This window comes from Humibacter antri (assembly GCF_054777235.1).
Map to the genome: position 1 here is coordinate 179,661 of NZ_BAAHAW010000048.1, position 26,471 is coordinate 206,131.

27 protein-coding genes and 1 tRNA gene are annotated in these 26,471 nt (G+C 67.6%); 12 read left to right on the plus strand and 16 right to left on the minus strand.

What is annotated here, in order from left to right:
- The first annotated feature begins 11 nt into the window (after positions 1-11).
- The 5 genes from ACYVDK_RS17750 to ACYVDK_RS17770 are packed head-to-tail and all read left to right on the plus strand — an operon-like array spanning position 12 to position 5,430.
- On the plus strand, positions 12-1,352 hold the full coding sequence (locus ACYVDK_RS17750; protein ID WP_460524235.1) for an ABC transporter substrate-binding protein: 1,341 nt from the start codon (positions 12-14) through the stop codon (positions 1,350-1,352).
- A gap of 47 nt (positions 1,353-1,399) precedes the next feature.
- Complete coding sequence (locus ACYVDK_RS17755) at positions 1,400-2,491, plus strand: Gfo/Idh/MocA family protein (protein WP_460524237.1); 1,092 nt, start codon at positions 1,400-1,402, stop codon at positions 2,489-2,491.
- A 17-nt stretch (positions 2,492-2,508) separates the two neighbouring features.
- Positions 2,509-3,270 carry an amidohydrolase family protein gene (locus ACYVDK_RS17760; RefSeq protein WP_460524239.1) on the plus strand — a complete coding sequence of 254 codons (762 nt, stop codon included), beginning with the start codon at positions 2,509-2,511 and terminating at the stop codon, positions 3,268-3,270.
- Positions 3,267-4,094, plus strand: a complete 828-nt coding sequence (locus ACYVDK_RS17765; RefSeq protein ID WP_460524241.1) for an amidohydrolase family protein — start codon at positions 3,267-3,269, stop codon at positions 4,092-4,094. The genes ACYVDK_RS17760 and ACYVDK_RS17765 overlap by 4 nt, the downstream gene beginning before the upstream one ends.
- Positions 4,095-4,122: 28 nt before the next feature.
- A complete protein-coding gene (locus ACYVDK_RS17770; RefSeq protein WP_460524243.1) occupies positions 4,123-5,430 on the plus strand; it encodes an aspartate aminotransferase family protein in 1,308 nt (435 codons plus the stop codon).
- A 188-nt stretch (positions 5,431-5,618) separates the two neighbouring features.
- Here the strand turns inward: ACYVDK_RS17770 and ACYVDK_RS17775 are convergent, their stop codons facing one another.
- Positions 5,619-6,467, minus strand: coding sequence for a metallophosphoesterase family protein (locus ACYVDK_RS17775; protein WP_460524245.1), 849 nt, complete (start codon positions 6,465-6,467; stop codon positions 5,619-5,621).
- Complete coding sequence (locus ACYVDK_RS17780) at positions 6,464-7,870, minus strand: hypothetical protein (protein WP_460524247.1); 1,407 nt, start codon at positions 7,868-7,870, stop codon at positions 6,464-6,466. Before ACYVDK_RS17780 ends, ACYVDK_RS17775 begins: the two co-directional genes overlap by 4 nt.
- 55 nt (positions 7,871-7,925) lie before the next feature.
- Here ACYVDK_RS17780 and ACYVDK_RS17785 point away from each other — a divergent pair, with 55 nt between their 5' ends.
- Positions 7,926-8,096: a hypothetical protein gene (locus ACYVDK_RS17785; protein ID WP_460524249.1), complete on the plus strand. Its 171-nt coding sequence runs from the start codon at positions 7,926-7,928 to the stop codon at positions 8,094-8,096.
- 454 nt (positions 8,097-8,550) lie between these two features.
- Here ACYVDK_RS17785 and ACYVDK_RS17790 read toward each other — a convergent pair.
- Positions 8,551-8,642: transfer RNA gene (locus tag ACYVDK_RS17790), tRNA-Ser, on the minus strand.
- Between the two features lie 246 nt (positions 8,643-8,888).
- Here ACYVDK_RS17790 and ACYVDK_RS17795 point away from each other — a divergent pair.
- On the plus strand, positions 8,889-10,043 hold the full coding sequence (locus tag ACYVDK_RS17795; RefSeq protein WP_460524251.1) for a serine hydrolase domain-containing protein: 1,155 nt from the start codon (positions 8,889-8,891) through the stop codon (positions 10,041-10,043).
- On the opposite strand, the gene ACYVDK_RS17800 is transcribed toward ACYVDK_RS17795, so the two are convergent.
- Entirely contained in the window at positions 9,980-11,473 is a 1,494-nt protein-coding gene (locus ACYVDK_RS17800) for an MFS transporter (protein WP_460524253.1), read from the minus strand. The two genes, ACYVDK_RS17795 and ACYVDK_RS17800, sit on opposite strands and share 64 nt — an antisense overlap.
- Before the next feature lie 142 nt (positions 11,474-11,615).
- On the opposite strand from ACYVDK_RS17800, the gene ACYVDK_RS17805 reads away from it, so the two are divergent.
- Positions 11,616-12,584: a sigma-70 family RNA polymerase sigma factor gene (locus ACYVDK_RS17805; RefSeq protein WP_460524255.1), complete on the plus strand. Its 969-nt coding sequence runs from the start codon at positions 11,616-11,618 to the stop codon at positions 12,582-12,584.
- 12 nt (positions 12,585-12,596) lie between these two features.
- Here the strand turns inward: ACYVDK_RS17805 and ACYVDK_RS17810 are convergent, their stop codons facing one another.
- Positions 12,597-13,892 carry an LCP family protein gene (locus ACYVDK_RS17810; RefSeq protein ID WP_460524257.1) on the minus strand — a complete coding sequence of 432 codons (1,296 nt, stop codon included), beginning with the start codon at positions 13,890-13,892 and terminating at the stop codon, positions 12,597-12,599.
- A 293-nt stretch (positions 13,893-14,185) separates the two neighbouring features.
- Between ACYVDK_RS17810 and ACYVDK_RS17815 the strand changes: the two genes are divergently transcribed.
- On the plus strand, positions 14,186-15,043 hold the full coding sequence (locus tag ACYVDK_RS17815; protein WP_460524259.1) for a patatin-like phospholipase family protein: 858 nt from the start codon (positions 14,186-14,188) through the stop codon (positions 15,041-15,043).
- Positions 15,044-15,048: 5 nt separating this feature from the next.
- Here ACYVDK_RS17815 and ACYVDK_RS17820 read toward each other — a convergent pair whose 3' ends face one another.
- Complete coding sequence (locus ACYVDK_RS17820; RefSeq protein WP_460524261.1) at positions 15,049-15,924, minus strand: alpha/beta fold hydrolase; 876 nt, start codon at positions 15,922-15,924, stop codon at positions 15,049-15,051.
- A 58-nt stretch (positions 15,925-15,982) separates the two neighbouring features.
- Between ACYVDK_RS17820 and ACYVDK_RS17825 the strand changes: the two genes are divergently transcribed.
- On the plus strand, positions 15,983-16,582 hold the full coding sequence (locus ACYVDK_RS17825; RefSeq protein WP_460524263.1) for a hypothetical protein: 600 nt from the start codon (positions 15,983-15,985) through the stop codon (positions 16,580-16,582).
- Between the two features lie 141 nt (positions 16,583-16,723).
- Here the strand turns inward: ACYVDK_RS17825 and ACYVDK_RS17830 are convergent, their stop codons facing one another.
- Positions 16,724-17,461 carry a TetR/AcrR family transcriptional regulator gene (locus ACYVDK_RS17830; RefSeq protein ID WP_460524265.1) on the minus strand — a complete coding sequence of 246 codons (738 nt, stop codon included), beginning with the start codon at positions 17,459-17,461 and terminating at the stop codon, positions 16,724-16,726.
- A gap of 145 nt (positions 17,462-17,606) precedes the next feature.
- Between ACYVDK_RS17830 and ACYVDK_RS17835 the strand changes: the two genes are divergently transcribed.
- Positions 17,607-18,539 carry an aldo/keto reductase gene (locus ACYVDK_RS17835; RefSeq protein ID WP_460524268.1) on the plus strand — a complete coding sequence of 311 codons (933 nt, stop codon included), beginning with the start codon at positions 17,607-17,609 and terminating at the stop codon, positions 18,537-18,539.
- Positions 18,540-18,543: 4 nt separating this feature from the next.
- Here ACYVDK_RS17835 and ACYVDK_RS17840 read toward each other — a convergent pair whose 3' ends face one another.
- From ACYVDK_RS17840 to ACYVDK_RS17870, 7 genes are all read right to left on the minus strand, one after another.
- Positions 18,544-19,752, minus strand: a complete 1,209-nt coding sequence (locus ACYVDK_RS17840) for a redoxin domain-containing protein (RefSeq protein WP_460524270.1) — start codon at positions 19,750-19,752, stop codon at positions 18,544-18,546.
- Positions 19,749-20,657 (minus strand): cytochrome c biogenesis CcdA family protein, encoded by a 909-nt coding sequence (locus ACYVDK_RS17845; protein WP_460524272.1) that lies wholly within the window; start codon positions 20,655-20,657, stop codon positions 19,749-19,751. Before ACYVDK_RS17845 ends, ACYVDK_RS17840 begins: the two co-directional genes overlap by 4 nt.
- Positions 20,654-21,829, minus strand: coding sequence for a cytochrome c oxidase assembly protein (locus ACYVDK_RS17850; protein ID WP_460524274.1), 1,176 nt, complete (start codon positions 21,827-21,829; stop codon positions 20,654-20,656). Before ACYVDK_RS17850 ends, ACYVDK_RS17845 begins: the two co-directional genes overlap by 4 nt.
- 44 nt (positions 21,830-21,873) lie before the next feature.
- Positions 21,874-22,407, minus strand: a complete 534-nt coding sequence (locus ACYVDK_RS17855) for a MarR family transcriptional regulator (protein WP_460524276.1) — start codon at positions 22,405-22,407, stop codon at positions 21,874-21,876.
- A gap of 228 nt (positions 22,408-22,635) precedes the next feature.
- Complete coding sequence (locus ACYVDK_RS17860; RefSeq protein ID WP_460524278.1) at positions 22,636-22,995, minus strand: hypothetical protein; 360 nt, start codon at positions 22,993-22,995, stop codon at positions 22,636-22,638.
- Positions 22,992-23,774 carry a permease prefix domain 1-containing protein gene (locus ACYVDK_RS17865; RefSeq protein WP_460524280.1) on the minus strand — a complete coding sequence of 261 codons (783 nt, stop codon included), beginning with the start codon at positions 23,772-23,774 and terminating at the stop codon, positions 22,992-22,994. Before ACYVDK_RS17865 ends, ACYVDK_RS17860 begins: the two co-directional genes overlap by 4 nt.
- Positions 23,771-24,094 (minus strand): PadR family transcriptional regulator, encoded by a 324-nt coding sequence (locus ACYVDK_RS17870; RefSeq protein WP_460524282.1) that lies wholly within the window; start codon positions 24,092-24,094, stop codon positions 23,771-23,773. Before ACYVDK_RS17870 ends, ACYVDK_RS17865 begins: the two co-directional genes overlap by 4 nt.
- Before the next feature lie 73 nt (positions 24,095-24,167).
- Here ACYVDK_RS17870 and ACYVDK_RS17875 point away from each other — a divergent pair, with 73 nt between their 5' ends.
- Positions 24,168-25,085, plus strand: coding sequence for a methyltransferase domain-containing protein (locus tag ACYVDK_RS17875; RefSeq protein ID WP_460524284.1), 918 nt, complete (start codon positions 24,168-24,170; stop codon positions 25,083-25,085).
- A gap of 79 nt (positions 25,086-25,164) precedes the next feature.
- Here the strand turns inward: ACYVDK_RS17875 and ACYVDK_RS17880 are convergent, their stop codons facing one another.
- A complete protein-coding gene (locus tag ACYVDK_RS17880; RefSeq protein ID WP_460524286.1) occupies positions 25,165-25,581 on the minus strand; it encodes a PNPOx family protein in 417 nt (138 codons plus the stop codon).
- A 48-nt stretch (positions 25,582-25,629) separates the two neighbouring features.
- Positions 25,630-26,445 (minus strand): oxidoreductase, encoded by an 816-nt coding sequence (locus ACYVDK_RS17885; RefSeq protein ID WP_460524288.1) that lies wholly within the window; start codon positions 26,443-26,445, stop codon positions 25,630-25,632.
- Positions 26,446-26,471: the final 26 nt, after the last annotated feature.

Below are 26,471 nucleotides of genomic sequence, written 5' to 3' on the forward strand. Positions count from 1 at the left end.
AGGAGACTGCAATGGCGCAGACGATGACACGCCGACAGGCGATAGGCGTCGCCGTGGTGGGTACGGCGACCGCCTTCGGGCTGGTGGGCTGCGTGGGTACAAGTGTCGCGAAACCGCGGCCGACGGCGACCGATGCGGGCCCGAAGTTCTCGGGGAGCGTTCAGTTCTGGACGGTCAATCTCAAGACCAACTTCGGTAGTTACATCCAGGGGCTGATCGACGCGTACCAGAGCAGGTATCCGAAGGTGACGATCGAGTGGGTCGACGTTCCCGGCACCGACATCACCACCAAGCTGCTCGCGGCGATCGCCAGCGGCCAGACTCCTGACCTCGTGAACTACACCTCTGACACTGTCGGCCTGTTCGCGGACCAGATGACGGACCTCAATGAGTTCTTCACGGTCAAGGAGCTCTCCGTCTACTCGCCGAAGCTGGTCAGTCCGCTTAAGCAGAGGAGCGGTTCTCTGCCTGCCATTCCCTGGTACAACGGCGGAGGCAGGGCGCTCGCGCTGTGGAACACCGCCATCGTGGACAAGGCCGGCTTCGACCGCAAGAGCCCGCCGAAGACGTTCCAGCAGATGCTCGAGTTCGCCCAGAAGGTACACGGCGCAACGGGCGTGGCGGGCACGACGATCATGCCCTACAGCACGACGCTCCAGGCCATGGGTGTGCCCTTGATCAGCGCCGACCGCAAGAAGGCGGCCTTCAACACCGCGGCGACCGCAAAGATCCTCGACACGTTCAAGACGTACTACACGTCCGGCGCGATCGCTCAGGGCGCGATCGGAGAGAACGAGCGCACCTACGAGCAGAACATCGCAGCGGGAAACCTGGCATTCACCGGCACCGACCAATCGTCCGCGCCGGCGCACATCAAGACGTCGTCGCCGAGCATCTACAGCAAATTGGCAGTGACGGACGGCGCCGTGGGTCCCAGCGGGGACTACTACCTGAGCTCGCAGCAGACCTTCGGAGTACCGAAGTCATCGAAGCATGCTGCCGCCGCAGCCGAGTTCTTGAAGTTCGTGACGAGTCCCGCGAATCAGTTGGCGTTCTGCAAGCTCGTGGCCATCCTTCCCTCCACCCCGGCAACGCTGAAGGACCCGTTCTTCGAGCAGACGACGGGCGATCCGGTTGCCGACGCAGCCAGAAAGTCCACGCTCGCCAGCTTCGCGAAGCTCGTCGACGGCTCACTAGGGTCCGGCAACGACGCTTCGCTGCGTCAGGCGTTCGACGACGACATCCGCGCCTTCATGTCCGGTTCGGTCACAGCACAGCAGGCGCTGAAGAACGCGGCCGATTCATGGACCACCGCACTTGCTCCCGGCGGGACCGCCGCGGTAGGTGGCTGACGATCTACCTCGTCGGCAATAGCAAGGCAACGAGAGGGTAGGAACACGTGCCGCAGAAGCTCCGGGTAGGAATCGTCGGGTCCGGCATCATGGCCACCGGCATCGCGAATGCGATCGCCGCAGAGCCGGACGTCGAGATCACAGCGGTCGCGAGCCGAACCAGACAAGGGGCGGAGAACTTCGCATGGCAACTGGACCGATCAGGTGGCGTGTGGGTCGCCGACGACTTCGCGCAACTGTGCGACTCCGACCGGGTGGATGCCGTGGTCATCACGACCCCTGATCACCTGCACGGTGACGTGATGGTAGCGGCAGCACAGGGCGGCAAGCATTTCCTCGTGGAAAAGCCGTTCACCACCTCGACAGCCGACGCGGACCGCGCGGTCCACGCGGTCCGCGTCGCCGGCGTCGTGGCGATGTGCCTGTACAACCATCGCTGGGTTCCGGCCTACGCGCAGGCGAAGGAGCTCATGGATGAACTAGGGGATCCGGTGCTCGGGTACGCCCGCAAGGACGACACGATCATGGTGCCCACCGAAATGCTGACCTGGGCGGACAAGACCACATGCGCATGGTTCCTCAGCAGCCACGACATCGACCTGGTCTCGTGGCTGTTCGATGACCGAGTGATCTCGGTTACAGCGCTGGCCCGTGAGGGATTGCTCGCCTCTCGCGGCATCCAGACACCCGATGCGATCCAGATCCAGGCCAGATACTCGCGCGGTGCGATCGCCACGTTCGAGTCGGCATGGATCTACCCCAACACCTTCCCGACCGTGGTCGACAGTTACGTCGCCGTGATCGGGGAGGGCGGAACGATTCAGCTCGACCGGCAGAAGGAGAGCATCGCACTCACCACCGCGGACGGCTTCCGATTCCCCAGGAACATGCTGCAGCGCACCATGCACGGTGAGCCCGCCGGCGCCTACCGTGATGCTCTACGGCACTTCATCGATTGTTGCATCACTGGGGCGCAGCCGCTCATCGACGTCGAGAGCGCACGGGATGTGACGGCAGTTCTGGAGGCGGCGCATCGCTCGATCAAGTCCGGACACACCGAACTCGTCGAACCGTTCGGACTCACCGGCATCGACCGGAACGGCGCGGATGCCCTGCACGTCCAGCCGACCACACGATAGCCCTCGACGTGGACGTCGTGGCATCACCCGTCGGAGCTGTACCGCTGATAGATGCCCACGCGAGCCTCGGCGTCGCATCCGATCGCGATGCGCCCCGACTCACCGTCGACCGACTCCTCGCTCAGATGGATCGCTTCGGCATCGAAAGGGCGATCGTCGGCAGCACGGCGGCACAGCACGACCCGGCGCTCTCCAACCGAGAACTCGTGAGGCAGATCGACGGAAACCCGCGCCTCCGTGCGCGATGGGAATTACTGCCTGTCGCGACCGGCGAGTTCGACCTGGAAGCGACCATGCTCGCTGCGGAGCAACACGACGTCGCCGCCTTCGAACTACACCCATGCCGTCACGGCTACCCGCTCGGCAACGAGGCGGTACACGATGCCATGCAAGCTGTTGCAGAACTGAGACGCCCCGTGTGGTTCGAGCACGAACAGTTGTCGTGGCAATCGGCGGACGCCCTGGCGCAGGAGCATCCTTCACTCGACATCGTCATCTCAGCGCTGGGCTATCGCGAGTTGCGCCCTCTTGTCTCGCTCATGGACAAGCACACGAACGTTTACGTCGACACGGTGAACTTCTCCTCCCATCAGGGTCTGGAATGGCTCGCCGCGCGCACGGGCGACCGTCTCATCTTCGCTACAGGCTGCCCACACAACGACCTGGCGGAGTCGGTGACGCGACTCCTACTGTCCGGTCTCGACGAGAACGGGCTGCTCGCTGCAGGTACCGGCACCATCGCACGGTTGACCGGGTGGTCGCGGAAGGGGCAGCCGTGAATCCGCTTCCGGTCGAGAATCCTCTGGCGCTGGCAATACTGCAACGCCGTGCGCAGGCAGCCTATGAGATCTGGGACGCCCACGCGCACGTGGGCAGATTCAGCCGGTTCTTCATCCCCGACCATGAGCCGGCGCACATGGTCGAGGTGATGGACCGGGCGGGCGTGCATGTCGCGGTGATCTCGGCATTGCGTGCATTGGAGGACGATACGCGCGCTGGCAACGCGGAGATGGTCGAGGTGCTTGACCGGTGGCCGACCCGGTTCCGCGGCTGGGTCGTATTCAATCCATGGTTGTCGACGAGGGCGGACCTGCTTGGAGGCCTGACGCACCCCGGCGTCGTTGGTGTGAAGATCCACCCCGACCTTCACGAATATCCCGTCACGGGGATGCGCTACGAGCCGATGTGGCGGGCAGCCGTGGAACGAGGAGTTCCCGTGCTCACGCACACCTGGGCCACTTCACCTTTCGACGACCCGGCCATGCTCGCGATGGTCGCGCGGCGCCATCCCGATCTGCGCATCCTCCTCGGCCACAGCGGGGCCTCACCGGCCGGATTCGAACTCTCGCTCGAACTGGCGCTGGAACATCCGCAGCTCCACCTGGAGATCTGCGGATCTCGCTACTCCGGCACAGTGCTCTCTCGCACGGTTGCGGCGATCGGTGCCGATCGCGTCGTCTTCGGATCGGACTTCCCGTTCATCGACTTACGGCCCGCATTGGGACGAGTCGCATTCGCTGACCTCACCGAAAGCGATCGCCGAGCCGTGCTCGGCGGGACGGCGCGTCACCTACTCGGAGCACGAGCCGTGCCCACCCCTTGATCGTCATCCCGCCGCAGAGAGGAATCCGATGACCAGAACCCTTACCCGTACCCGTGAACTCTACGAACGCGCCCAACGCAGCATTGCCGGAGGAGTCTCCAGCGACGCCCGACGCATGGAACCCGTGCCACTGTTCGTCGACCGAGCCCGAGGCGCCGAACTGTGGGACGTCGACGGCAACCGCTACCTTGACTACGTCCTCGGCCAGGGTCCGAACATCCTGGGTCACGCTCCCGAAGTCGTGCGCGAGGCAGTCACTGCGCAGCTCTCACGCGGGCTCGGTTATTCCGCTCAACACGAGGCCGAGAGCGAGGTCGCCGAACGACTCTGCCGCATGATCCCCTCGGCAGAGCGGGTACGGTTCAACAGCGTAGGCAGCGAGGCTGCACACGCTGCGCTACGTCTCGCGCGCGCTCACACCGGCAGACGGAAGATCGTCAAGTTCGAGGGCCACTACCACGGCTGGTTCGACACCGTACTGTTCAGCGTGCACCCGGACCTGACAGTGGCAGGCGATCGTCAGCATCCCGCCACTGTTCCCGGCAGCCCCGGCCTGACACCCCACGTGGAAGACGACCTCGTCGTTCTGCCGTTCAACGACGCGGCGACCGCGACCGCGTACATGGCAGAGCACGGCTCCGAGGTGGCAGCGATCATCCTGGAACCGATTCTGTGCAATACGGGCGCAATCTTCCCCCTGCCCGGCTACCTCGAACTGCTCCGCGACCTCACGAGGAGCCACGGCTCGTTGCTGATCTTCGACGAGATCATCACCGGCTTCCGGGTTGCGGCGGGCGGCGCCCAGGAACTGCTGGGCGTCACCCCCGACCTCTCCGTCTTCGGCAAGGCGATGGCCGGCGGCATGCAACTGTCAGCACTCGTCGGGCGGGGCGAGATCATGGACGACATCAGCGCCGGGCACGTCGCGCACGCCGGCACCTTCAACTCACACCCGGTGAGCATCGCGGCGGCGAACGCCACCTTGCGCATGCTCGACGAGCAACGCGACGACATCTACCCCGCGCTCACCCGCCGCGGGCACGCCCTCATGGACGGTATCGTCTCGGCGGGAACCGACGCCGGGGTTCCGGTGAGTGTCTCGGGCCCCGGACCTGTGTTCCAGACCTACGTGGGAGCCGACGGAGTCATCAACGACTACCGGGACTATGCGGCTACCGACCGGGCCTTCGTCGGGCGTTTGCACCGGGCGCTGCTCGAGCGCGGCGTGAGCATAGTGCCGCGCGGACTGTGGTTCCTGTCCACCAGTCACAACGACGACCACATCACGCAGACCGTAGAGGCCTTCGCCGCAGCGCTCGACGACGTGCGGAAATAGCCCGCCACCCCAATCAGGAGATCCTTCGCCGTGCCTGCCGCCGGATGGACCACACGAGTGCGTTCCGGGATCACCGGGATCATTTCGCTTTCAGGCCCGCGTTTCGCCGTCGTCCCCACGGGTCGAGGAGCGAGGCCGGCGATCCGTAGTCGACGATGACCGCGTCGCCGTGCTGATGAGCTGGCGCGTCAGCGCCTCACAGCGAACCGTTCGCCCATCTCGCGAATGCCGGCAGCGTCAAGCTCGAAGACGATCTCTCCGTCGCGGCGATCCGATGCCGACACGACTGAGACGCGGGGCGCGCCCGACGGCGGGAGATCGACGAGCGCGAACCCCGCACCCATCATGCCGCGCTCCACACCATCCCCGGCCATGACGTCGCACGTGTTCGTCACCCCCGGCGCCACGACAACCGGGATGCCGCGCTCGCACGTCGTAAGCGCGTGGTGGTAATGCCCGCTGAGCACGACGCGCACATCGCGACCCTCGAGCACGTCAAGCAACTCCGACGCGTCGTCGAGCTCAAGCATCTTGAGCACGGGAGTTACCGCGCTTGTCGGCGGATGGTGAACGACGACCACGGTGCCGCCCTCCGCGGGCGCCTCAAGCACTCCGGCCAGCCAGTCGAGCTGCTCCGCTCCAACCGATCCGTAAGCGGCACCGCGCACGGACGAGTCCAACGTGACGATCCGATACCCACCAGTTTCGTGAACGGCGGTCCGGGATCCGAGCACCGTGAAAAAGGCATCCGGATCGTCGTGATTGCCCATGGCGTAGACGACGGCGGCCCGACGATCTGCTGCCCACGGCCCCACGAGGCTCTGCAACTTGCGATAGGAGGCCGCGGTGCCGTCCTCGCTCAGATCGCCCGAGAGCACCACCGCGTCGAGTCGTTCCACCTCGGCGGCGCGCTCGAGTACTCGCTCGAGAGCGGCCGTCGTGTCGACGACGCCGTAGTGGAGCGAACCATCCCCGAACAGATGAGTGTCGCTGACGTGCAGCAGACGAAGCCCGGCCTGACCGACGCTGCCCCTCATCCGGCGAGTGCACCGTAGGCGGTCTGGACGCTCGTGTACGTCGCAGGATCGGACGTGCCGTTCAAGGTCGTTCCCGTGAGGTTGAGACAGTACGTGACCGATCCGTCCATCACCCCGTTCTTGATCATCGTGGAGACCTGGTCAAGCACGGCCGTGACGTATGCGGCTGACGTGGGAGAGGTCTCGTTGGAGAACTTCTGCGTGTACGTCATGAAGTCGGTGTGCATGTTCGATACCACGGTCTCCGTGAAGTTCAAGGTATTCGAGACAGCCGTCCAGTTCGCCAGCGTCGGATTCTCGAAGCCCGGGTCGTTGACAGTGAATCCCGTCCCGGAGATGTCATCGATGAACGCCGCGACATGAAAGCTCGACACACCCTTCTGCTCATACACCCGAAACGTGAGGCTGGCCGTCGTCTGACCGGCCATCTCGCTGGTCACATCGACGGTCTGCTGGTGCCATAGACCGTCCGTGTTGGCGACATCCTTCTGCCAAACGACGGTGCCGTTCACCAGCGCTTGCATCATGTGGTAACCGCTTGTCGCCGCGACGAAGTCATCGTCTTCCCAGAACGAGAGAGTCTTCGTCGCACCTGTACCGATCGCCACCGACCTGCTGACACCGCCGTACTGCCCTGCAGTCGAAGCGGTCCGAAACGGAAAGGAAATCTGAAGACAGTTGTTCCCGCCGTGGCAGTGAGTCAGTGCCCCGACCACGGTGCCCTGCGGGGTCGCCTTGGAACTGTCGGTGGTGTTATCGCCAGGGCCGACGTTGTTGGCGCCCGTGTAGGGGAATATCACGCCATTCACGATCGTGCGGTAATCGGGGAGAATCGCCCCATTGCCGACATAGTCTTCGTAATAGAGGACGGGCATGAAGGTGAACGCTGAGTCAATCGCCTTGGCCTGCGCAACCATCTTCGTCACCGAGATCTGAACAAGCTGGTCGGGTTTGCTCGGGTCCGGGGGCACATCGGTGTTAGGCGTGAAGTACGTGTTGACGCCCTTGGCTTCGAGTGCTTGCTTCTGCGTCGTGGTCAGCGTCGACCAGTACTCGGCCGTGTTGTAGACGAAGTCATCGATGACCATGCCCTTGACGTTGGGATGACTCAGCATGAGCGTGGCGATGTCGGTCGCCCATTTGTCATAGTTGTATCCATCGGGCTGGTAATACGGCGCGTACGCCTCAGTCGGCGGGACGAGATAGACGTAGACGTCGATGTTCGCGGCAGCGGCGGCAGAGGCAAACCCAGGAAGATCCGCCCACTCGGCGGCGGTGATCTGATTCGCCTTCACCGTGGTGCTCAGCCCGTACAACGCCGAGGCGAAGATCAGATAGTCGTACGTGTTTACGTGAGCCGCCGACAGTTTCGCGATCGTCGCAGGCGTGTCGATGTGTTTCACACCAGTCGAATCCGGCGGCCCCACCAAGGGGGTCGCATAATCACCGAGGGTCGGCGTGCCCGACGACCCACTCGCGGCCGTCTTCACGACCGGTGCCGCTGTCGCGGCGCTCGGTGCAGAGACCACCGCCAACGACGACGCCAGGACGATCGCGGCTAGAGACGCCAATCCCCGGCGTATCTGGCGCTCGAATCTGCTCAGCTTCATGCGCACTCCCTCGTACTGAAGTGGAAGACCTGCGGTCAAGGTACCCCAAATACCGGCGAAAATATAGCCGTTAAGCTGCGCCTTAAAATGGATAGTGCGTCGGTATAAATGGAAGGAACCTGCGGACCGGTCATCGGCTCCACGCCCGGACTCTGATTGGCCTCCGCACACAGACGCGCCTCGGGGCCTCCTATGGAGCCGACATCAAGACCGCCGCAACGGGTGCTTGGACACGACCCCGCAGCCGGTGGCCATCGAAACGTACTTGGACTTCATCAACGACGGCATCGGCCGCGTGGCGACAGCGCTCCGACACGATCGGCCCAAGACCATTGAACCGCAGCGAATGCGCGCCGATCGCCGCCGGGCTCCACTGACTCAGTTCGATTGCGGCCAAAAGCGTCCAAGGGCGAATCCGGATACAGAAAGGACCCGATTTCCGCGTCATTCTGCGGAACTCGGGCCATAGACCATGGCGGAGACGGAGGGATTTGAACCCTCGGACCCCGTGAGGGGTCTCCACCTTAGCAGGGTGGTGCACTAGGCCGGACTATGCGACGTCTCCTCGTGCGCCCGCGACGCGGACACACGACGACCATCATAACGGACCGTGTGGAGCACTCCGGCACGCAGACCGCCTGCGCATTTCTCATGAGAGAATGACGCCGCTCGCCGAGGCCGGGCCGCTGTCACGCGAGCGTGAGCGTGAGCGGTTCGATCCGCTCCTGAGAAGTGCACCGGAGCGTACTCCGACCACGCAGGGGAACGACCGAGGCTTGACCCCCGTTTGGGAGGCGGGCAAGGTGGACCAATGCCCCTCAACCTCGACAACGTGTGGCGCTCGCTCGACGAGCGCGTGGCATCCGGCTGGGCTCCCGGCATCGTCGCCGGCGTGCGCCACCGCGGCCGGACCGAGTTCTACGCGACCGGCACCTACGACTTCGCCGGCGAACGCGGCAGCGTGCCGATGACCGAGAACACCCCGTTCCGCATCGCCTCGCTGAGCAAGATCGTCGGCATGGCGCTGGCCGCACAGCTGATCGGCGACGGGCTGCTCGACCTCGACGACGAGGTCGCGGAATGGATGCCCGAGCTCGCCGACCGCCGAGTGCTCCGCTCCCCCGCCGCCGCGCTCGAGGACACCGCGCCCGCCGAGCGGGAGATCACGGTGCGCGACCTGCTGACGTTCACCAGCGGAATGGGCCTCCAGTTCGAGAGCACGCCGTACTCGCGCGAACTGAACCCGTTCGCTGTCGGTCCGCTCCCGCCGCCGTTCGGCGTCGACGAGTACCTCGCGCGCGTCGCAGCGCTTCCGCTGGCACACCAGCCGGGTGAGCGGTGGATGTACCACACGAGCTCGGATGTGTTGGGCATCCTGCTCTCCCGCGTCAGCGAGAAGCCGCTGCACGAGCTGCTGCTCGGCGAGATCACGGGCCCGCTCGGACTCTCACGCACCGGCTTCTTCACGAAGGAGCGGCTTCCGACCCAGTACCGCGCGCACGGGGAAGGATTCGTGGTCGCAACGACATACGACCGCGGGTTCTCGGCGGCGCCCCGGTTCGAGAGCCTGGGCGGCGGGCTGGTGTCGACGGTGCCGGAGTTCGTGGGCATCCTCACCGCCATATCGGAGGGCGACATCGTGCCCGCCGAGCTGGTGCAGCAGGCGACCACGTCGCAACTGGATGCCGGTCAGCAGCTCGGTCTCACCGAGCTCGCCGGGCAAGGGGTCGGCTGGGGCTGGTGCACATCTGTGGAGACCGGCAGGCCGCATCCGTGGTCGGCCCCGGGCCGCTGGGGCTGGACCGGAGGATCCGGCACCAGTGCGTACGTCGATCCGTCACGGGATCTCGTCGGTGTGGTCATGTCGCAGCGGTTCATGGCCGGGCCGCACGAGACGTTCGACTACTTCTGGGGGCCGCTGGCGGCATCCGTCGACGAGACTCCGGCAACGGGACGCGACTGGTGAGCACGACGTTCGAGCCGGGTCGCGCCGAGCGGATAGCGCTCTCGCCCGGGGCCGCCTCCGGCTGCGAGACCCCGGCGCCCTGCCACGAACATTCCTGCCCCTGCGCCCACAACTGACAGCGCCGCAGCCACGAGCATCGTCGCCTCGAACGCTCTGCCCAACGTCGCCGTCATCGCGAAGTCTCCGCCGACGCCCGCGAATACCGACGCGAGCACAGCGATCCCGACCGCCCCGCCCAGCTGTCGCACCGCGTTGTAGACGCCGGATGCCGTGCCGATGTCGCCGGGCTCTACTGCGCTCACGGCCGCGTTCTGCACGGCCGGCATCGCCGTGGACACGCCGATTCCGGCGAGCACCATGGGCGCGATCATCGCCGGGTATCCGCCGCCGGATGCCACGGCGAGCGCCACCCACGCGAACCCGAGCGCCTGCGCGAAAAGACCGCCGAAGACCAGCATTCGCGCACCGAATCGGTTCACCTGCGCGCCGGCGATCGGTGCGACGAGGAACAGCGATGCTGTCCACGGCAGCATGTGCATCCCGGCGGACAGCGGGCTGAGGCGCAGGCCGGCCTGCAGATACTGCGACAAGAAGAACGCCGCCCCGAAGATCGACGCCGACAACAGCAGGCCGCCCACGTTGGCCGCGCCGAATCCGTGCCGCGCGAACAGCCGCAGCGGCAGCATCGGGTGGGCGGCCCTCCCCTCGACCAGCACGAAGGCCGCCAAGAGAACAACGCCGAGCGCGAGTGCGACCAGCACCGAAGGGGATGCCCACCCGACGGTCGTCGAGTGCACCACACCCCACACGAGCGCACAGATTCCGAGTGCGGAAGTGCCCAGACCGACGGCATCCCATCCGCGGCGCCGTCCGACGCTCTCGGCCACGCGCGCCCGGCAAAGGAGAACGAGCAAGGCGCCGATCGGCACGTTCAGCCAGAAGATCCACGGCCAGGCGATGCCCTGCACGACCGCTCCGCCGATCACCGGACCCCCGAGAACTGCGATTCCGGTCACTCCGGCAAGGATGCCCATGGCGGCACCGCGGCGCTCCGACGGGAACGCAACGCTCACCAGCGCCAGGGCGGTGGGCATCACCATGGCGGCACCTGCGCCTTGCACGGCGCGCGCGACGATGAGCACGCCGGGTGTCGGCGCCAGCGCACACGCTGCGGACGCCGCAGTGAACACCACCAACCCGACGACCATGATGCGGCGTCTGCCGAACCGGTCGCCGATCGCGGATGCCGTCAGCAGCAGCGTCGCGAACGCCAGGGTGTACGCGTTCACCGTCCATTCCAGTTCTTCGATGCTCGCGCCCAGTTGCACGCGAATCGTGTTCAGCGCGGTCGCGACCACGAGGGCGTCCAGGCTCACCATCAGCGAGGCGAGCGACGCGACGGTGAGTGTCCACCGCTGTGTTGCAGTCATCTCGGTCGTTCCTTCCGTTCACGGGTGTCGGTCACAGATGGATACCGACCATTCGGCGTGAATTCATCGGTGGCGGCGCAGAATTCTCAAAGTGCCTGGCGCTGACCTTTCGGCTCCGACCGCGCGGTGCTTTCATGTACGCATGTCGCTACAGGCCGACCTGATGGCGCAGACCGCCGAGACGCACCGTCGCGAGCTGATCGCATACTGCTATCGCATGACCGGATCACTCCACGATGCGCAGGACCTCGTGCAAGAGACCATGGTTCGTGCCTGGCGCTCGGCCGAGACCTACGATCGCGAGCGTGGTTCGGTGCGCACGTGGCTGTACCGCATCGCGACGAACGTCTGCCTGACGGTGCTCGCTGATGCGCGACGTCGGGTTCTGCCGGCGGAGCTGTCGGGTCCGAGCTCCGATGCCGAGGTCGGCCATCTGACACAGGCCTCGGAAATCGCGTGGCTGGAGCCCTTCCCCGACAGCCGCGGGAGCGAGTTCGACCCGGCGGCCGCGATCGAGCAGCGGGAGAGCATCCGCCTCGCCTTCGTCGCCGCGTTGCAGCATCTCGCCCCGTTGCAGCGGGCCGTGCTCGTGCTCCGCGACGTGCTGGCCTTCTCTGCCTCGGACGCCGCGGAGCTGCTCGACACGACGCCCGCAGCCGTGAACAGCGCGCTGCAACGTGCCCGCGCACGCGTCGAGGAGGTCGCGCCGAACGGCGACGACGCGAACGAATTGTCGGAGCCGCAGAAGCGCGAGTTTCTCGATCGCTACGTGCGCGCCTTCGAAACCCACGACATCCAAGCGCTCACGCGCATTCTGTGCGACGACGTGCTGCTGCAGATGCCGCCGCAGCAGGAATGGTTCGCCGGCCGCGACCCCGTTGCCGCGTTCCTCGCGACGGGATTCGCACGCGGCGGCACGTTCCGCATGGTGCCGACGGCGGCGAACGGATGCCCGGCGTTCGGCCTGTATCGTCGGCGCGACACGCCCTGCTTCGAGCCGCTCAACCTGCAGGTCGTCACTCTCGCGGCCGGTGGTGTCGCCCGCATCGACGCATTCCAGTCATCCGGACTTTTCGCGGCGTTCGAGATGCCCGAGCGACTGGCCGTCTGAGCAACGGATGCGCTACCCGGCGCCGTTCGAACAGGTCTGCGTCGCCGCGGTCTGACCGTGCACGTTGCTGCTCAGCGGCACCGGGGTGGTGCTCGGAGAGGGCGCGTTGGTCGCCGATCCGGTGCTCTTCTTGCCCGACTTCTTGTCACCGGATGACGGAGTGCTGCTCGGCGCCGGCTGCTGCGCGGGCTGACTGGACGACGTCACCGACCCGTCGCCGGTGCCCCCGGTGATCTGGATGTACTGGTCGTTGACGATCGCGTCGTCGAGTGTCTGAGCGGCGGCGTCGTCGGGGATGACACGGTTCGTGTTCTCCGGATCGGCCACGGTCGGGTATCGCACGAACGCGATGTTGCCCCACTTCAGACCCTTCAAAGCGGTGGCGATCTGATAGAGCGTGGTCACGTTCAGGTTGTCGGAGAGGTGCACGTTGCTGGTCGTGGCCTTCGCAAGACCCCAGACCTTCACCGGATTCGTCAGGGTTCCGTTGCTCATGATCGTGCGCACGAGCGAGGAGAGGAATACCTGCTGATTGCTGATGCGGGCAAGGTCGGAGCCGTCGCCGACGCCGTGTCTGGTGCGCAGGAACTCAGCAGCGTTCTGCCCCTGGAGAGTCACCTCGCCTGCGGGCAGATTGAGGCTGGTGTTGGGATCGTTGATACCGCTGCCGCCGATGCACACCGGCACGCCGCCGACCGCGTTCGACATCGCGACGACACCCTCGAACGTGATCTCGGCCGCGAACGGGATCTTGATGCCCGTCAGCTTCGTCACCGTGTCGGCCACGCACGACATCCCGCCCTCGGAGAGCGTCGTGTTGAACTGCGCCTGATCCTGTGCGCCGTTGCTGCCGCACGCCGGGATCGGGATCATCAGGTCGCGCGGGTAGCTCACCACGATCGCGTGCGTATGGTCTGACGAGAGGTGCAGCAGCATGGTCACGTCATTGTTGCCGGCGCCGGAACTGTCGGCGAGCGTGCCCCACGAAGCCCCCTGGCCCGTTCGGGTGTCGGAGGCGGCCACCAGGATGTTGACCCCGCCTTGGAGCGACGCGATGTTCGGGATGTCCTGCGAGCCCGCGCCGTGCAGGTGGAACGACTTCTTCGTGTCGCTTGCCAGGTTCGCGGCTGCCACGCCGGCGATGCCGAGCACGCTGACCACCGCGACCGCGGCGATGGATGCCACGACCTTGCCGAACGTCGCCCACGGTTTCGAGCGCAGGCGCCCGTGCCGGGCGATGCCGCGCGGTGAAGGCGTTGCAGCGCGGGTGCGCCGGATGCCGTCGCCGACGGTGCGCCGTTCCGTCATGTGCGCCACCTTTCGTCCGGTCGTTCCGCGCTCCCGCATCGTCGATGTTCGCGCGGTGAGTGTGTGTGGTCGGGTTCGGGGTGAGCCGGGCGTGCCGTGCCCCCGCGCCGGCCGTCACGACGAGGGCCCCGGTACATGGAGGCTAGACGACTCAACTACGGGAATCCCGGTAAACCCTGAGGGATAGGCGATGCGGGGCCGCCACCGGGTGCGCAGGGACTCGGCCGAAGCGGCGGACAGGGTGTCGGGGGCTCGCCTTATGCTCGCCCCGACGGTCAACGAAAGAGGTGCACGTGTCGGATGCAGTCGTCTTCGCCGGAGGCGGAGTGGCGGGGATCGCCTGGGAACTCGGGGTCGTGGCGGGCCTGCTCGAGTCGAGCCACGAGGTGGCGCGGCTCATCCGAGATCCCGGGACGCGGTACATCGGAACCTCGGCCGGCTCCGTCGTGGCGACGCAGCTGGCCAGCGGCGCGCCCCTCGACGAGTTGTATGCCGCTCAACTCTCGTCGGAAACGGCCGAGATCGACCCGAAGGTCGACATGGAGGAGCTGTTCGCGACGTTCGCCCGGCTGAACGATCCGACGCGGTCGGAGACCGAGCGGATGCGCCTGGCCGGGGAATTCGCACTGGGTGCGTCGACCGTCACCGAGCCCGAGCGCCTCGCTGCCGTGCGAGCGAGACTTCCGCGACTTCAGTGGCCGGAACATCCATTGACGATCACCACCGTCGACGCCCGGACGGGCGAGTTCGTGAAGTTCGATCGCGACTCCGGCGTCGACCTGTTGCCGGCCGTCGCGGCCAGTTGCGCCGTTCCCGGCGTGTGGCCGCCCGTGACCATCGGGGACCGCAGGTTCGTTGACGGTGGCGTTCGCACGATCGCCAACGCCGACCTCGCGGCAGGCCGTGACCGCGTGCTGATCATCATTCCGGCGCTTCCGGACGCCGGCGGCCTCGGCTCCATCCCGGCGGCCGAGCTCGACGCGCTTGCAGACTCCGCCGTGTCGATCGTGTCGGCGGATGCCGCATCACAGGAGGCGTTCGGCACGAGCCCGCTCGACCCGTCGACGCGTCCCGCATCGGCGCTCGCCGGGCGTGAAGTCGGCCGGCGAGAGGCGGCGCGGGTGGCGGAGGAGCTGAACTCGCCGCGCTGATCCGCTCAGCGGTCCGACAGGTCGCGCAGCCAGTCGAGCGCGACGGGCAGGGCGCGCAACACGGAGACATGGCCGTCGTTCGGCCGCAGCCAGAACTGTGCAAGCGGCAGATGTTCGGCCTGCCACTGGCCGTGGGCGCGCGGGACGACGCGGTCGCGACCGCCCTGCACGACGAGGGTCGGGCATCCGACCGCCGAAAGGTCGAAGCCCCACGGATTCGTGAATGCCATGTCGTCGTCGATCTCGCCCCATGGCGGCTCCCCGCCCGCGGTCGCTTCGACCGACGCACGATTCGCGTCGGCCCCGAGCGGACCCCACTCCGCCTCGAGTGCAGCCCAGTCCGTGTCGACGAAGCTCTCCATGTCGAACTCCGCCGTCTCGCCGTGTCGCCGCCGCTCGTCGCGGCCGCCCCCGAGGGCCACCTGCAGCGCAGCCGGCGACGCCATTCCGGCGAACCAGTCGTAGGCATCCGTGAACGGCGCGATTCCGGCGAGCGTGACCACGCCGACGACGCGTTCCGGGTCGAGCGCGGCGCACGCCAAGGCGTGCGGACCGCCGCCGGACGCGCCCGCCGTCACGTACCGTTCGAGCCCGAGCGCGGCGGCGACGGCAACCACGTCGGCAGCGGCGTCCAGCACCGTGCGTCCCTCGATCACTGTCGTTCCCGGGTAGCCCGCGCGGGCACACGAGACGACGCGGATGCCCCGCGCGAGAGCCGGATCGACGACCGGTTCGATGAGACGGCCGGTCTGCGGGGTGCCGTGGTGCCAGATGAGCGTGAGGCTGCTGTCGGCGCCGGCCGGAACGCCGGTGTCCCAGAAGCGCACCGTGCGGCCGCCCGCCAGTTCGAGGTGTCGTTCGATCGCCGTCGTTCCCGCCATCCGCCCACCGTATCGGCAGCCTCCTCCGGGTAGCGTTGACTCTCGGAGAGGAGACGCCGTGGGCTGGTTCGCACGCTGGCGCAAGCGACGCATCCTCAAGCCGTACGACGACGCCGCCGTGGTCGTACGGGAGCAGGCGACGGTGGAGCAGTCGGTCGTCGAAGGTCTCATGATCTCGGAGTACGCGGTGCGGCTGCGCATCAAGAACGCCATCGCGGTGGACGCGGTCGTGTCGCCGCGGGCGTACGACGCGCGGGAGTTCGTGCCGCAGGCATCCGCCGCCTTCGAGGAGCTCGCGGCCGAGTCGCAGGATGCCTCCGACCGGCTCACCGACGAGCTCGCCCGCACCATCGGCCGGGCCGGCCGGGCCCAGCACGTGCACGACTACCGCCGCGGCGACGAGGCGAACGTGCGCCACCGGCTCATGGTCGCCACCGAGGCGGCGTCGGCGCTTCGGCAGAAGGCCGGCGAGGAGGAGTACCTGCTCGAGCTGGTCGAGCAGGCGCGACAGGATGCCTGGCACGAGGTGAGCGCGTCGCTGGTGGACCATGCGCTGCAGTACACGCCGGATGCGCCCGCGCCGCTGGATGCGGTCGACCGCGACATCGAGCTCGCTTCGCTGCGCGCCGAGCTGGAGGCGCTGACGAGCGACGCGTGACGACGACTGCCGGAGGTCTACCACCCGAGGACCGCCGGCCATCAGAGGGCATCCGGCCGATCACGTCGCGAGGTCGGCCCTTATGCAGCTCCGAAAGGGCCTACTTCGCGACGTGAAGCGGAAAGCGCCGCCGATCGGGGGTCAGTGCTGGGGGCGCAGACCGTCCATCAGGATGTCGAGCATGCGGCCGACACGGTCGGTGTCCTTGGCGTTGCCCGCCGCGACGAAGACGCCGACCAGCATCGCGGTGAGGTCGCTGGGGTCGACATCCGCCCGGATCGTGCCGTCGGTGGCACCGGCATGCAGCAGCGTGGCGACCGACGCGGTGATGCGCTCGCGCGTCTCGCTCTTGCGGATGGCGCCCGAGGCGATCGCCGTGCGCAACGCGTCGGCCATGCCCTGCTTGGTGGCGACGAAGCGGGCATAGCGATCCATCCAGAGGCGCAGCGCGGCGAAGGCCGTGCGCCCCTCGAGCAGCGGCGTCGCGGACGCGACGACCTCGTCGAGCTCGCTGCCGTGCAGCGCCTCCACGAGCGACTCCCTGGTGGGGAAGTTGCGGTACAAGGTGCCGATGCCGACGCCGGCCGCCCGTGCGATGGCCTCCAGCGAGACCGGGGAGTCGCCGTCGGCGTCGGCGAAGGTTTCGCGGGCTGCGTCGATCAGCAGCGCGCGGTTGCGCGCGGCGTCGGCGCGCTGCTTGGGCGCGTCGGTCCGCTTGGGCACATCGGCGCGGTCGGCCGCATCAGCGCGCTCGCGCGCATCGGTGTGCTGGGCTGGATCGGTGTGCTGGGGTGGATCGGTGTGCTGGGGTGCATCGGCGCGCTGCCCGGCAGCGTCCGCGCGCTTCGGCGCGACGGTAGCGCGATCGACTCTGGACAAGCGGAGGGCCCTCCGTTACGCTTCCTGTAAACGGAGCATCCTCCGTTTCATCCCACACTAATAGCCGCGGCACGCCGTGCGCGAGCGGCAGCTCTCGACTGCATGCCCTGAACACGTCGCGTCGATTCTCACGCAGGGAGAAATCATGACCGACTCCACATCCGTTCGCCCCTCACTCGGCGGCACTCACGATCTCGCCGGCCGGGCGGTCGCCCGCGTCGGCTACGGCGCCATGCAGCTGGAGCGGCTCTCCGCCGATCCGGATGCCGCGGCATCCGTTCTGCAGCACGCTCTCGACGCGGGCGTGAACCACATCGACACCGCCGACTTCTACGGTCCGGGATTCGTCAACGACGTGATCCGCGGCGTCGTCGGCAAGCGTGATGATGTGTTCGTCGCCACCAAGATCGGCGCGGAGCGCGACCCGGAGGGACCGTTTCCTTTGCGGCTGGCGCAGCGTCCCGAACAGTTGCGGGCGAGCATCCAGAACAATCTGCTCACGCTGTGGCGCGATCACCTCGACCTGGTCTATCTGCGCCGGGCAGAGGTCGGCCCCGGGCTGCGCGCCGAGGGCGACCAGAACGTGCCGCTCGACGACCAACTGGCGGTGCTGCTCGAGCTGCGCGACGCCGGCGACATCGCCGCGATCGGAGTGAGCGCTGTGACGACCGACACCTTCCGGCGCTCATTGCCTGCAGGAATCGCCGCCGTGCAGAACGCCTACAGTCTGGTCGACCGTGAGTTCGAGGACATGCTGCACCTCACCGTGGACGACGGCATCGCATGGGTGCCGTACTTCCCGCTCGGCAGCGCCTTCCCCGGCCACGCGAAGGTGGTCGAGCAGCCTGCGGTGCTCGCGGCAGCTGAACGCCTGGGCGCCACGCCCTCACAGGTTGGACTCGCGTGGCTGCTGCAGCGCACGCCGAACACGCTGCTCATTCCGGGCACGGCGAGCACCGCGCACCTCGATCAGAACAACACGGCCGCCGACCTCGTGCTCGACGCGGCGACGATCGCCGTGCTGGACGAGCTGGAGGTCGCCGGCGCCGGAGAGATCCAGTGGGGGCATGCGGAATAGCGACTCAATCGGCAGGCAGCGAAGTGTCCAGGCCGTGCAGTACGTAGTCCAGCTCGGCCTGGGTGAAGAGCCCCGGATGCCGCACCAGCACCTTGCCCGTCGGCGACAGGATGACCGTGTACGGCAACCCGTCGACCCGGAACCGGGCGGCATCCGTTCCCTTGCGGTCAGCGATGAGCGGGAAGTCCATTCCATAGCGGGCGGCGATTGCGCGGCCCGCGGTCGTCGTGTCGTCGACATCCACGCCGACGAAGTCGACGCTGTCGCCTACGGCGCGGTGCTCCGCCTCGGCTGCGGGCAACTGAACCGCGCACGCGGTGCACGTGCTCGACCAGAAGTCGATCGCCGTGTAATGACCGTGGTCGGATGCCGTCGACACCGATCCGCCCGTGAGTCCCGGACCGGTCAGCGGCGCGGGCGTGTCCCCTACACTCGTTCCTCCGGCGACGGCCGCCGGTAGATCAGAGCCGGCGACGGGCCCGCGCTCGGATGCCGGCAGTGCGTCGTTCGCCAGCAGCGCGAGACCGTGCGCGAACGGCGCGGTGTCGGCATCCTCAGTGCCGAACTGGGCGAGGTCCACCTCGTCGCCGTTCGGCGCGATCACGAAGATCTCGGTGCCGTGCTGCACCGTGCGAGTCGTCGGATCGAGTTGCACCGGAACGCCGAAAGCCTGCGCGGTGCGGGCGAGCACCGCGGCACCGGCCGTTCCGTAGTACCAGTTGGGGAGCGCAGTGAGCCCGTGCTGCTGCGACCACGACTTCACGTCCGACGGCGCCGGGTAGTACGGGTTGGCGTTGACCGAGACGAACGCGACACGACCCCGCACCGCCGGGCTGAGGTCGCGGTCGGCTGCGATCACGTCTTGCGCGAACAGCGCGCACAGATCGGTGCAGCGGTCGTCATTGAACGTGAGCACGACGATCTTTCCGAGGAATCTGCTGGGCGTGAGCCGGGCGCCGTTCTCGTCGGTCAGCGAGTAGTCGGGCTGCCGCACGGTGCCGAGCCCGCGCATCGGGTCGAACGCGAGCAGGTCGGCCGTCGGCTTGTTCATGCCAGGTCGCAGGTAGTCGGTCGAGGCATTCGCTCTCGTGGGTGCAGCAGTCACGGCGACGATCAGCACGGCGACGATCGCCGCGGCGAGCACGATGGCGGCCACGACGAGAACCGCGCGCTTCGGCGTCCGTCGACGACCCGTGGTGTCGTTCGGGGTCATGCGCGTCGCTCCTTCGAGTCCGTTCGAGTCGAGTCCACCCGATTCGGGTTCATCCGGCTCGAGTCCGCTTCATCGCGTCGCTGGGCCGCCGTACCGCGCAACGCGAGCACGAGCAACGCGCCGCACACCACGGCGCAGAAGACGACCGCGATGGGCAGCCACGAGGCATCCAGCCATCCGGTCACCGCCGCCTGCACCCGGTCGACGTCGATGATGGCCCAAGCGAGCGGGTCGGGCAGGCCGAGCGTGTGCATTCCGTAACCCGCCAGGTAGAGCCCGAGCACCACGCACACTGCGCCGGCGATACGCGGCAGCATGACGGATGCCCCGCGCAGCCCCTTCAGCACCGCAGCCCCGGCGAACGCCGCAGCGACCGAGGCCGCTGTGACGAAGAGGCCCATGCCGAGCGCGTACGCGAGGAATGACGCCGTCCCCTGCAGCAGGGATCCGGACGAGAAGGATGCCCCGACACCGGCGAGGAAGATCGGCAGCGAGCAGCTGAGCGACCCGGTCGCATATGCGACGCCGAAGCCGGCCATGGCGAGCGGGCCGCGGCCGGCCGGGAACGGGAGCCGCGCCACCTGCCAGCGCAGCACCCGGTCGAGCACTGCCAGCACGCCGATCACGACGAGGACGCCGCCGATCGCGAGCATGAGCCACGGTGCCGCGGCATCGAGCGCGGCCGACAGCGATCCGGCGAGGAGCCCCAGCACGCCGAACGTCGCCACGAACCCGGCGGTGACGCAGAGACCGGCGCGCAGGGCGGCCCAGAGCCGTTCGTGCCAGGCGTCCGCGGGCGTGCCGATGAACATGGTGAGATAGGCCGGCAGCAGCGGGAAGCCGCACGGGTTGAGCAGGCCGACGAGCCCGAGCGTGAAGGCGTAGCCGATCGCGGCGCCGGTCACCGGGGCTCCGCGTCGGTGCTTGCCGAAACGTCGGTGCCGGCCAAAACGTCAGTGCCGGCCGAAACGTCGGTGCCGACCGGAACCTCGGTGCCGGCCAAGGCCTCAGTGCCGGCCAAAACGTCAGTGCCGACCGAAACGCCGGCGGCAACAGAGACACTGCCCGCAACAGTGCCGTGGCGAGCACGGGTGTCGTGGCTCGCCAGCGCCGCGAGTCGGGCATTGTACTCCTCCAGTTCGGCGTCGCCGTACCGTCGCGCGCGCTTGTCGGCGTGCTCGGCGCGTCGACTGTCGGTGCGCTGCCACTGCACGAAAAGCACGCCTAACACGAGCAATGTGGGAAGTTCGGTGAAGCCCCACGCGATGCCGCCGGCGGTCTGCTGTTCGGAGAGGGCGCTCGTGTGCGACCAGGCCGGCACCATGGCGAAGTACTTGACCAGCACTGTGGTGGCCATCATGAACACGATGCCGAAGAACGCGTGGAACGGCACCGTCGCCGCCAGTTCGGTGACACGCAGCACCGGACGGGCGAACGCACCCATCAGTCCGCCCCCGCGCCTCGGACTCGGATCGACACCGAGAATGCCCCAGAAGTAGAGCATGCCGATCAGCAGGAAGTGCACGACCATCAGGTTGTGACCCCACCAGGTGCCCATCAGCCAGTCGAACAGCGGCGTGAAGTAAAGCGCATAGAGGCTGAAGAGGAAGAGCGCGACAGTGACAGCGGGGTTCGCGATCACGGATGCCACCCGCGAGTGCAGCACAGCGAGCAGCATTCCCCGCGCGCCGCGTCTGCGACCGTGGCGGGCCGGCAAGGCGCGCAGCAGCAGCGTGACGGGTGCGCCCAGCATCAGCAGTATCGGGGTCAGCATTCCGATCACCATGTGCTGCACCATGTGCACGCTGAAGAGCTCCATACCGTAACCGTCGATGCCCGTGGCGGTCATCAACTCCCAGGTCGCCACCCCGAGAACCCACCACAGTGTTCGGCCGAGCGGCCACGCGTCGCCGCGTCGCCGCAGAACGACCACGCCTACCAGGTACGCCGCGAGCATGGCCAGCCCGATGAGCGGCAGGATCGGGATCGGCTGCAGATGGAAGGCGAACAGCCGCGAGAGCGTGAGCGGCTGGTCGGGCATCCACATCGGCCCGTTCATGTTGCTCGGGCCGTTCATCGGACCTGCCCGTTCGAGCCGTTCATCGGATACGACCAGTCACGTCACAACCCCAGCGGCAGCAGGTCTTCGACGGCCGTCTCACCGGCAGCCGCGGCGAAGGCGCCGAGCGAGTCGGCCAGCCCGGCGCGCTCGGTGTCTGCCATGCGATCGAGCACCCCCTGGATGCCACGCCGCCGCCGCACCGTCACGGATTCCACCAGCCAGCGGCCATCATCCGTGAGGTCGAGGAGCACTTCCCGCCGGCTCTCCGGGTTGCCGGTGCGCACCACCCATCCGCCTGCCACCATGCGGTCGACGGAGCGGCTGAACGTCGACACGTTCGCACCAAGGCGGTCCGCCAGGGCGCCCACGCGGGTCGCCCCCTGCGACGACAACAGCACGAGCACGCGGAACTGCGGCAGAGACACGACCTCGAGCGCCGGAGCGACGGACTGCGCCACGACGCCCAGCAGCGCTCTGGATGCCGTGAGCACGACCTCGGCGTCACCGCGCGGCCGCCGCTCGGCTGGGGGCGCGACACGTGCGTCGACGGGCGACCGGTGGGCACCACCGGGCTCGCCGAGCTTCGAGTTCATGGGCCGTCCTTCCACCGCTGGTCCGCGGTCGCTGTCGCACGGGCATCCGACGCGTCGAGATTCTATTGCATCAATACAACAGTTGCGTGAATGCATAGAAAGTGCAGACGCGACGGAAAGACTGCACCCCGTTGCGATGCAGGGACCGGATGGACGATCGGTTGCGACTCAGCGACCGGATGGCCGATCGGTTGCGACTCAGCGACCGGATGGCCGGCCGGACCCGACTCAGCGACCGGATGGCCGGCGCCGACTGGCTCGGAAGCGGATCAGACGTACGATCGACGTCAACGTGATCGAGCAGACGGGTCCGACGAGGGCCAGCGCGAGCGCGAACAGGATCCGCCCAGCGACGGTCGAGTTGCCGGTGTTCGCGGCGTAGAGAAACGCGGCCACCAGCAGGTAGCCGTAGATCGCGGATGCCAGCAGCGCGGTCCGGCGATCGTAGACGATGAGGCCGATCGCGATCGCGGCGATCGCCCACGGGATCAGGTTCCAGGCGGTGCCGCCGAACAGGATTCGGCCGCTGAGGGCTCCGAGCCCGACACCGACGGCGCCACTGACGACGACGGTGAGCGTGCGCGTCATGCTGCGGCGGCAGAGACGGGACGGATGGTGAGCAGGAAGCGCACGAGGAACACGATGCCGAAGATCAGTGCTACCACCGCATCTGTGTAGAGCACGCCTCGCCCCCAGGCGATCCGGGAGACGCCATCGGCAGCGCCCGCAACGAGGAGGGCGATACCGGCGCCGAGGAACGCAGTCGCCCCGATGGCGGCGACGACGTTGCGAGGGAGGCGGGGCGCTGCGCCGACCGGGCGCCGGCGGGCGAGCCGCATCGCCCCGAGGATCACTCCGGCGACGATCAATCCGATGATGGCGGCGGCGAGCACGAACAGGAAGGAGTCGTCGGAGCTCTCCATCGCCGCAGCCGCGTGACAGTCCGTTGCGCCGGGCTGCACGGCGAGCCAGTGCGCGCACTGCGCAGCGGTGAACCGGTAGCCGGCCGGCGCGCCGTAAACCCACTGCGTCGACGTCACGAGCGCCAGGCCGCGTGCTAGGAGTGCGGCAACGCCGATCGCGGCGAAGCCGTACACGCCCAACTGTGCCGCTGCTCGCACGAAGGCAGCCAGCAGCTCGGCGGGCCGGCGGCGATTCGATGCCTGTGCGATCGCGGGAACCTCGCCGAAGGCGGCGATCGCTGCGCCCTGCGCGGCGTCGGCATCCATTCCGTCGCGCTCGAACGCGGCGGCGGAGTCACGAAGGTGCATCTCCGCTTCGGCGAGCATCCGGCGCCGTTCGGCCGCCGTACCCTCGAGCCGGTCGAGCATGTCGTCGAGGTAGGTGTCGATGCGGTCGCTGTTCATGACGGGTCTCCCAACACTCGATTCATGCCGCTGGTGAATCGCCGCCAGTCGGCGGCCTGCCGATCCCGGGCCTCGCGCCCCGCTCTATTGAGCTCGTAGACGCGGCGTCGCCTTCCCGCGACGACCTGCCACGAGCTCGTGATGAGCCCTCGCGACTCGAGGCCGTGCAGCGCCGGGTAAACCGTGCCCTCGGCCAGCACGAACTCGCCGTGGCTGCGCTGCCGGATGCTCGCCACGAGCTCGTAGCCGTGCGCCGGTCCCGCGGCGAGGGCAGCGAGCAGGAGGAGGTCGAGGTTTCCCTTGATCCGATCGTTCGCCATAAGTAGGTATCCTAGGCCTCGGCGTTCTAGGTATCAAGAGCCGCGGACTTCTCCCGAGGCGCGAAGGAGCAGCATGACCAAGGACCGCAACCTCCAGCACCGAATCCGCTCTCGTGCGGCGAGAATCGGCGAGTCGTCCCCGAGCGCACGCCGGTCACTCGCCCCTGCCAACGGTCCGGGGTTGACGTTCGAGACCGGGCGACCTTCGGACTACCTGCTGCGAGCCGCAGACTCGGCTGCGGGAAAGAAGTACAAGTCGCTGGCGATCGAGCGACTCGGCATCGAGGAGGGCGACGCGGTCCTCGATCTCGGCTGCGGGACCGGCGGCGATCTCGGACCGCTCCTGAAATCGATCGGGCCGGCCGGCTCGGTGACCGGCGTCGACGTCGACGCCACGGCGCTCGACCTCGCCCGCGAGCGGTACGGCGACCCTCGCCTGCGGCTGCTTGTCGGCGACGCGCACGCGCTCGAGTTGGACAGCGCTTCGATCGACCGCGTGTACGTCGACCGCACGATGCAGCACCTCGCCGCCCCGGCGACCGCGCTCGACCAGGTGCGAAGAGTGCTTCGACCGGGTGGGCGCGTCGTTCTCGCCGAACCCGACTGGCGTACCTTCCTCATCGATCACCCCGATCCCGATCTCGCCGACGCATATCGGCAGTTCGTCGTAGGCCAGGTCATCCGCAACGCCCGGATCGGCAGTGAGCTGCCACGGCTGGTTCAGAACGCCGGCCTAGGACTCGAGTCGGTGACGCCCGTGACGGCCGTCTACACGGACGCCTTCGAAGCCGATCGGGTCTTCGGCTTCGCGCGGGTCACGCGTCGAGCAGTGGCCGCGCGGCACCTCCCCCTCGACGCTGCCGTCCGCTGGCTCGAACACCTGGGCTCTCAGGTGTTCTTCGCGTCGCTCACCGTCTTCGTGACGGTCGCCCGCAGCGAGCCGAGCCAGACTCCGGGCATCGTCGCCCGGCCGCCGGAGCGCATCGCGTAGACGACACGGGCGGGTTCCGGGCGGGGCATGCGATGACCACGGGCCGGCGTGAATGCGGTCGGGTCGCGCGAGTCGACGCCTATGAGCCCGACCAACCGCTCCAGCGCTCGACCCGGATCACGATCACCGGCCCATCCGGCCGCCGTTCGCGGTACTGCTCGTACCGTTCGACGAGCGCCTCGATCGGATGCCTGATCACTTCCGCATCCGCGACGACGCTCGCCTGCCCGTCGGCTCGCACCCACCACAGCTCGTTCCAGTCGTCGCTGTAATGGTCGGCGAGCAACGCGATCCGCGGATGCCTCGCGATGTTGTCGAGGCGCAGCAGCGCATTCGTGGTCTTCGGCTTGTGATCCACGACGGTGTAGACGAGGTCGCGCTCCACGGCGAATGTGACGGGGACGATGTGCGGACTCCCGTCGGCGCGCACCGTCGCGAGTCGCGCGACGCGGGCGGATGCCAGCAGCTCGCGGGCATCCGCCTCGCCGAGCTTCATGCCGCCACCGCGCTGTGCCTCATGTCGTCGATTGTCCTCGGATGCCGGTCACACGTACCCGAACTGCTTGCGCGTCATGGTGTCGAAGGTGCGGTCGGGCAAGACGGTCGCCAGCGCGACGGCCACGTTGGCGCCGGGCCCGATGCGATAGCGGGTCTTGGGGCGACGTACCAGCGCAGCCTTGGCGATCAGCGACGCGACGGCATCCACACTGGAAGTCTGCTTCGCGAGAGCCGGGCTCGAGAAATAGCGGCGCATCGCCGACGCCATGGATGAGTACGGCCCGCGCGCAGACGTCTTCTCCAGGCGGGTCATGGCGACCTCGTGCCAGTCCGTATCGACGTAGCTGGGCTGCACGATGGTCACGTCGATGCCGAACTGCGAGACCTCGCCGCGCAGCGAGTCGGAGAGCGCCTCGAGAGCGAACTTCGACGCGTGGTACCAGCCGCCGAGCGGCGAGGCGAACTCGCCGGCGAGCGAGGAGACGTTGACGATGCGGCCGTGGCCCGCTCGGCGCATTCCCGGCAGCACCGCCTGCACCAGCCCGACGGCGCCCAGAACGTTCACTTCGAGCTGCAGGCGGGCATCCGTCAGCGAAGTCTCTTCGATGCTGCCGAACTCGCCGTAGCCGGCGCAGTTGACGAGCACGTCGACGACACCTTCGCGCTCCTCGACGGCGGCGACGGCATCACTGATCGATGCCTCGCTCGTGAGATCGAGTGCGATCGGCGTCACACCGGGGATCGCGGCGATCGCCTCGACATTGCGTGCCGCGCCGTAGATCGTCTCGCCACGGGCGGCGAGCAGTTCGGCCGTGCGCGCTCCGATGCCGGAGGATGCGCCGGTGATGAGGATGGCTCCCATTGATTCATTCCTTTCAGTGAATGACG

Coding starts and splice junctions, on each gene's coding strand:
- ACYVDK_RS17870 (WP_460524282.1), bottom strand. CDS start 24,094: ATGGCGAACGATCGGATCAAGGGAAACCTCGACCTCCTCCTGCTCGCT.
- ACYVDK_RS17795 (WP_460524251.1), top strand. CDS start 8,889: ATGCCCCTCAACCTCGACAACGTGTGGCGCTCGCTCGACGAGCGCGTG.
- ACYVDK_RS17865 (WP_460524280.1), bottom strand. CDS start 23,774: ATGAACAGCGACCGCATCGACACCTACCTCGACGACATGCTCGACCGG.
- ACYVDK_RS17770 (WP_460524243.1), top strand. CDS start 4,123: ATGACCAGAACCCTTACCCGTACCCGTGAACTCTACGAACGCGCCCAA.
- ACYVDK_RS17880 (WP_460524286.1), bottom strand. CDS start 25,581: ATGAAGCTCGGCGAGGCGGATGCCCGCGAGCTGCTGGCATCCGCCCGC.
- ACYVDK_RS17750 (WP_460524235.1), top strand. CDS start 12: ATGGCGCAGACGATGACACGCCGACAGGCGATAGGCGTCGCCGTGGTG.
- ACYVDK_RS17840 (WP_460524270.1), bottom strand. CDS start 19,752: ATGACCCCGAACGACACCACGGGTCGTCGACGGACGCCGAAGCGCGCG.
- ACYVDK_RS17810 (WP_460524257.1), bottom strand. CDS start 13,892: ATGACGGAACGGCGCACCGTCGGCGACGGCATCCGGCGCACCCGCGCT.
- ACYVDK_RS17835 (WP_460524268.1), top strand. CDS start 17,607: ATGACCGACTCCACATCCGTTCGCCCCTCACTCGGCGGCACTCACGAT.
- ACYVDK_RS17800 (WP_460524253.1), bottom strand. CDS start 11,473: ATGACTGCAACACAGCGGTGGACACTCACCGTCGCGTCGCTCGCCTCG.
- ACYVDK_RS17860 (WP_460524278.1), bottom strand. CDS start 22,995: ATGACGCGCACGCTCACCGTCGTCGTCAGTGGCGCCGTCGGTGTCGGG.
- ACYVDK_RS17775 (WP_460524245.1), bottom strand. CDS start 6,467: ATGAGGGGCAGCGTCGGTCAGGCCGGGCTTCGTCTGCTGCACGTCAGC.
- ACYVDK_RS17875 (WP_460524284.1), top strand. CDS start 24,168: ATGACCAAGGACCGCAACCTCCAGCACCGAATCCGCTCTCGTGCGGCG.
- ACYVDK_RS17820 (WP_460524261.1), bottom strand. CDS start 15,924: ATGGCGGGAACGACGGCGATCGAACGACACCTCGAACTGGCGGGCGGC.
- ACYVDK_RS17885 (WP_460524288.1), bottom strand. CDS start 26,445: ATGGGAGCCATCCTCATCACCGGCGCATCCTCCGGCATCGGAGCGCGC.
- ACYVDK_RS17805 (WP_460524255.1), top strand. CDS start 11,616: ATGTCGCTACAGGCCGACCTGATGGCGCAGACCGCCGAGACGCACCGT.
- ACYVDK_RS17855 (WP_460524276.1), bottom strand. CDS start 22,407: ATGAACTCGAAGCTCGGCGAGCCCGGTGGTGCCCACCGGTCGCCCGTC.
- ACYVDK_RS17850 (WP_460524274.1), bottom strand. CDS start 21,829: ATGAACGGCCCGAGCAACATGAACGGGCCGATGTGGATGCCCGACCAG.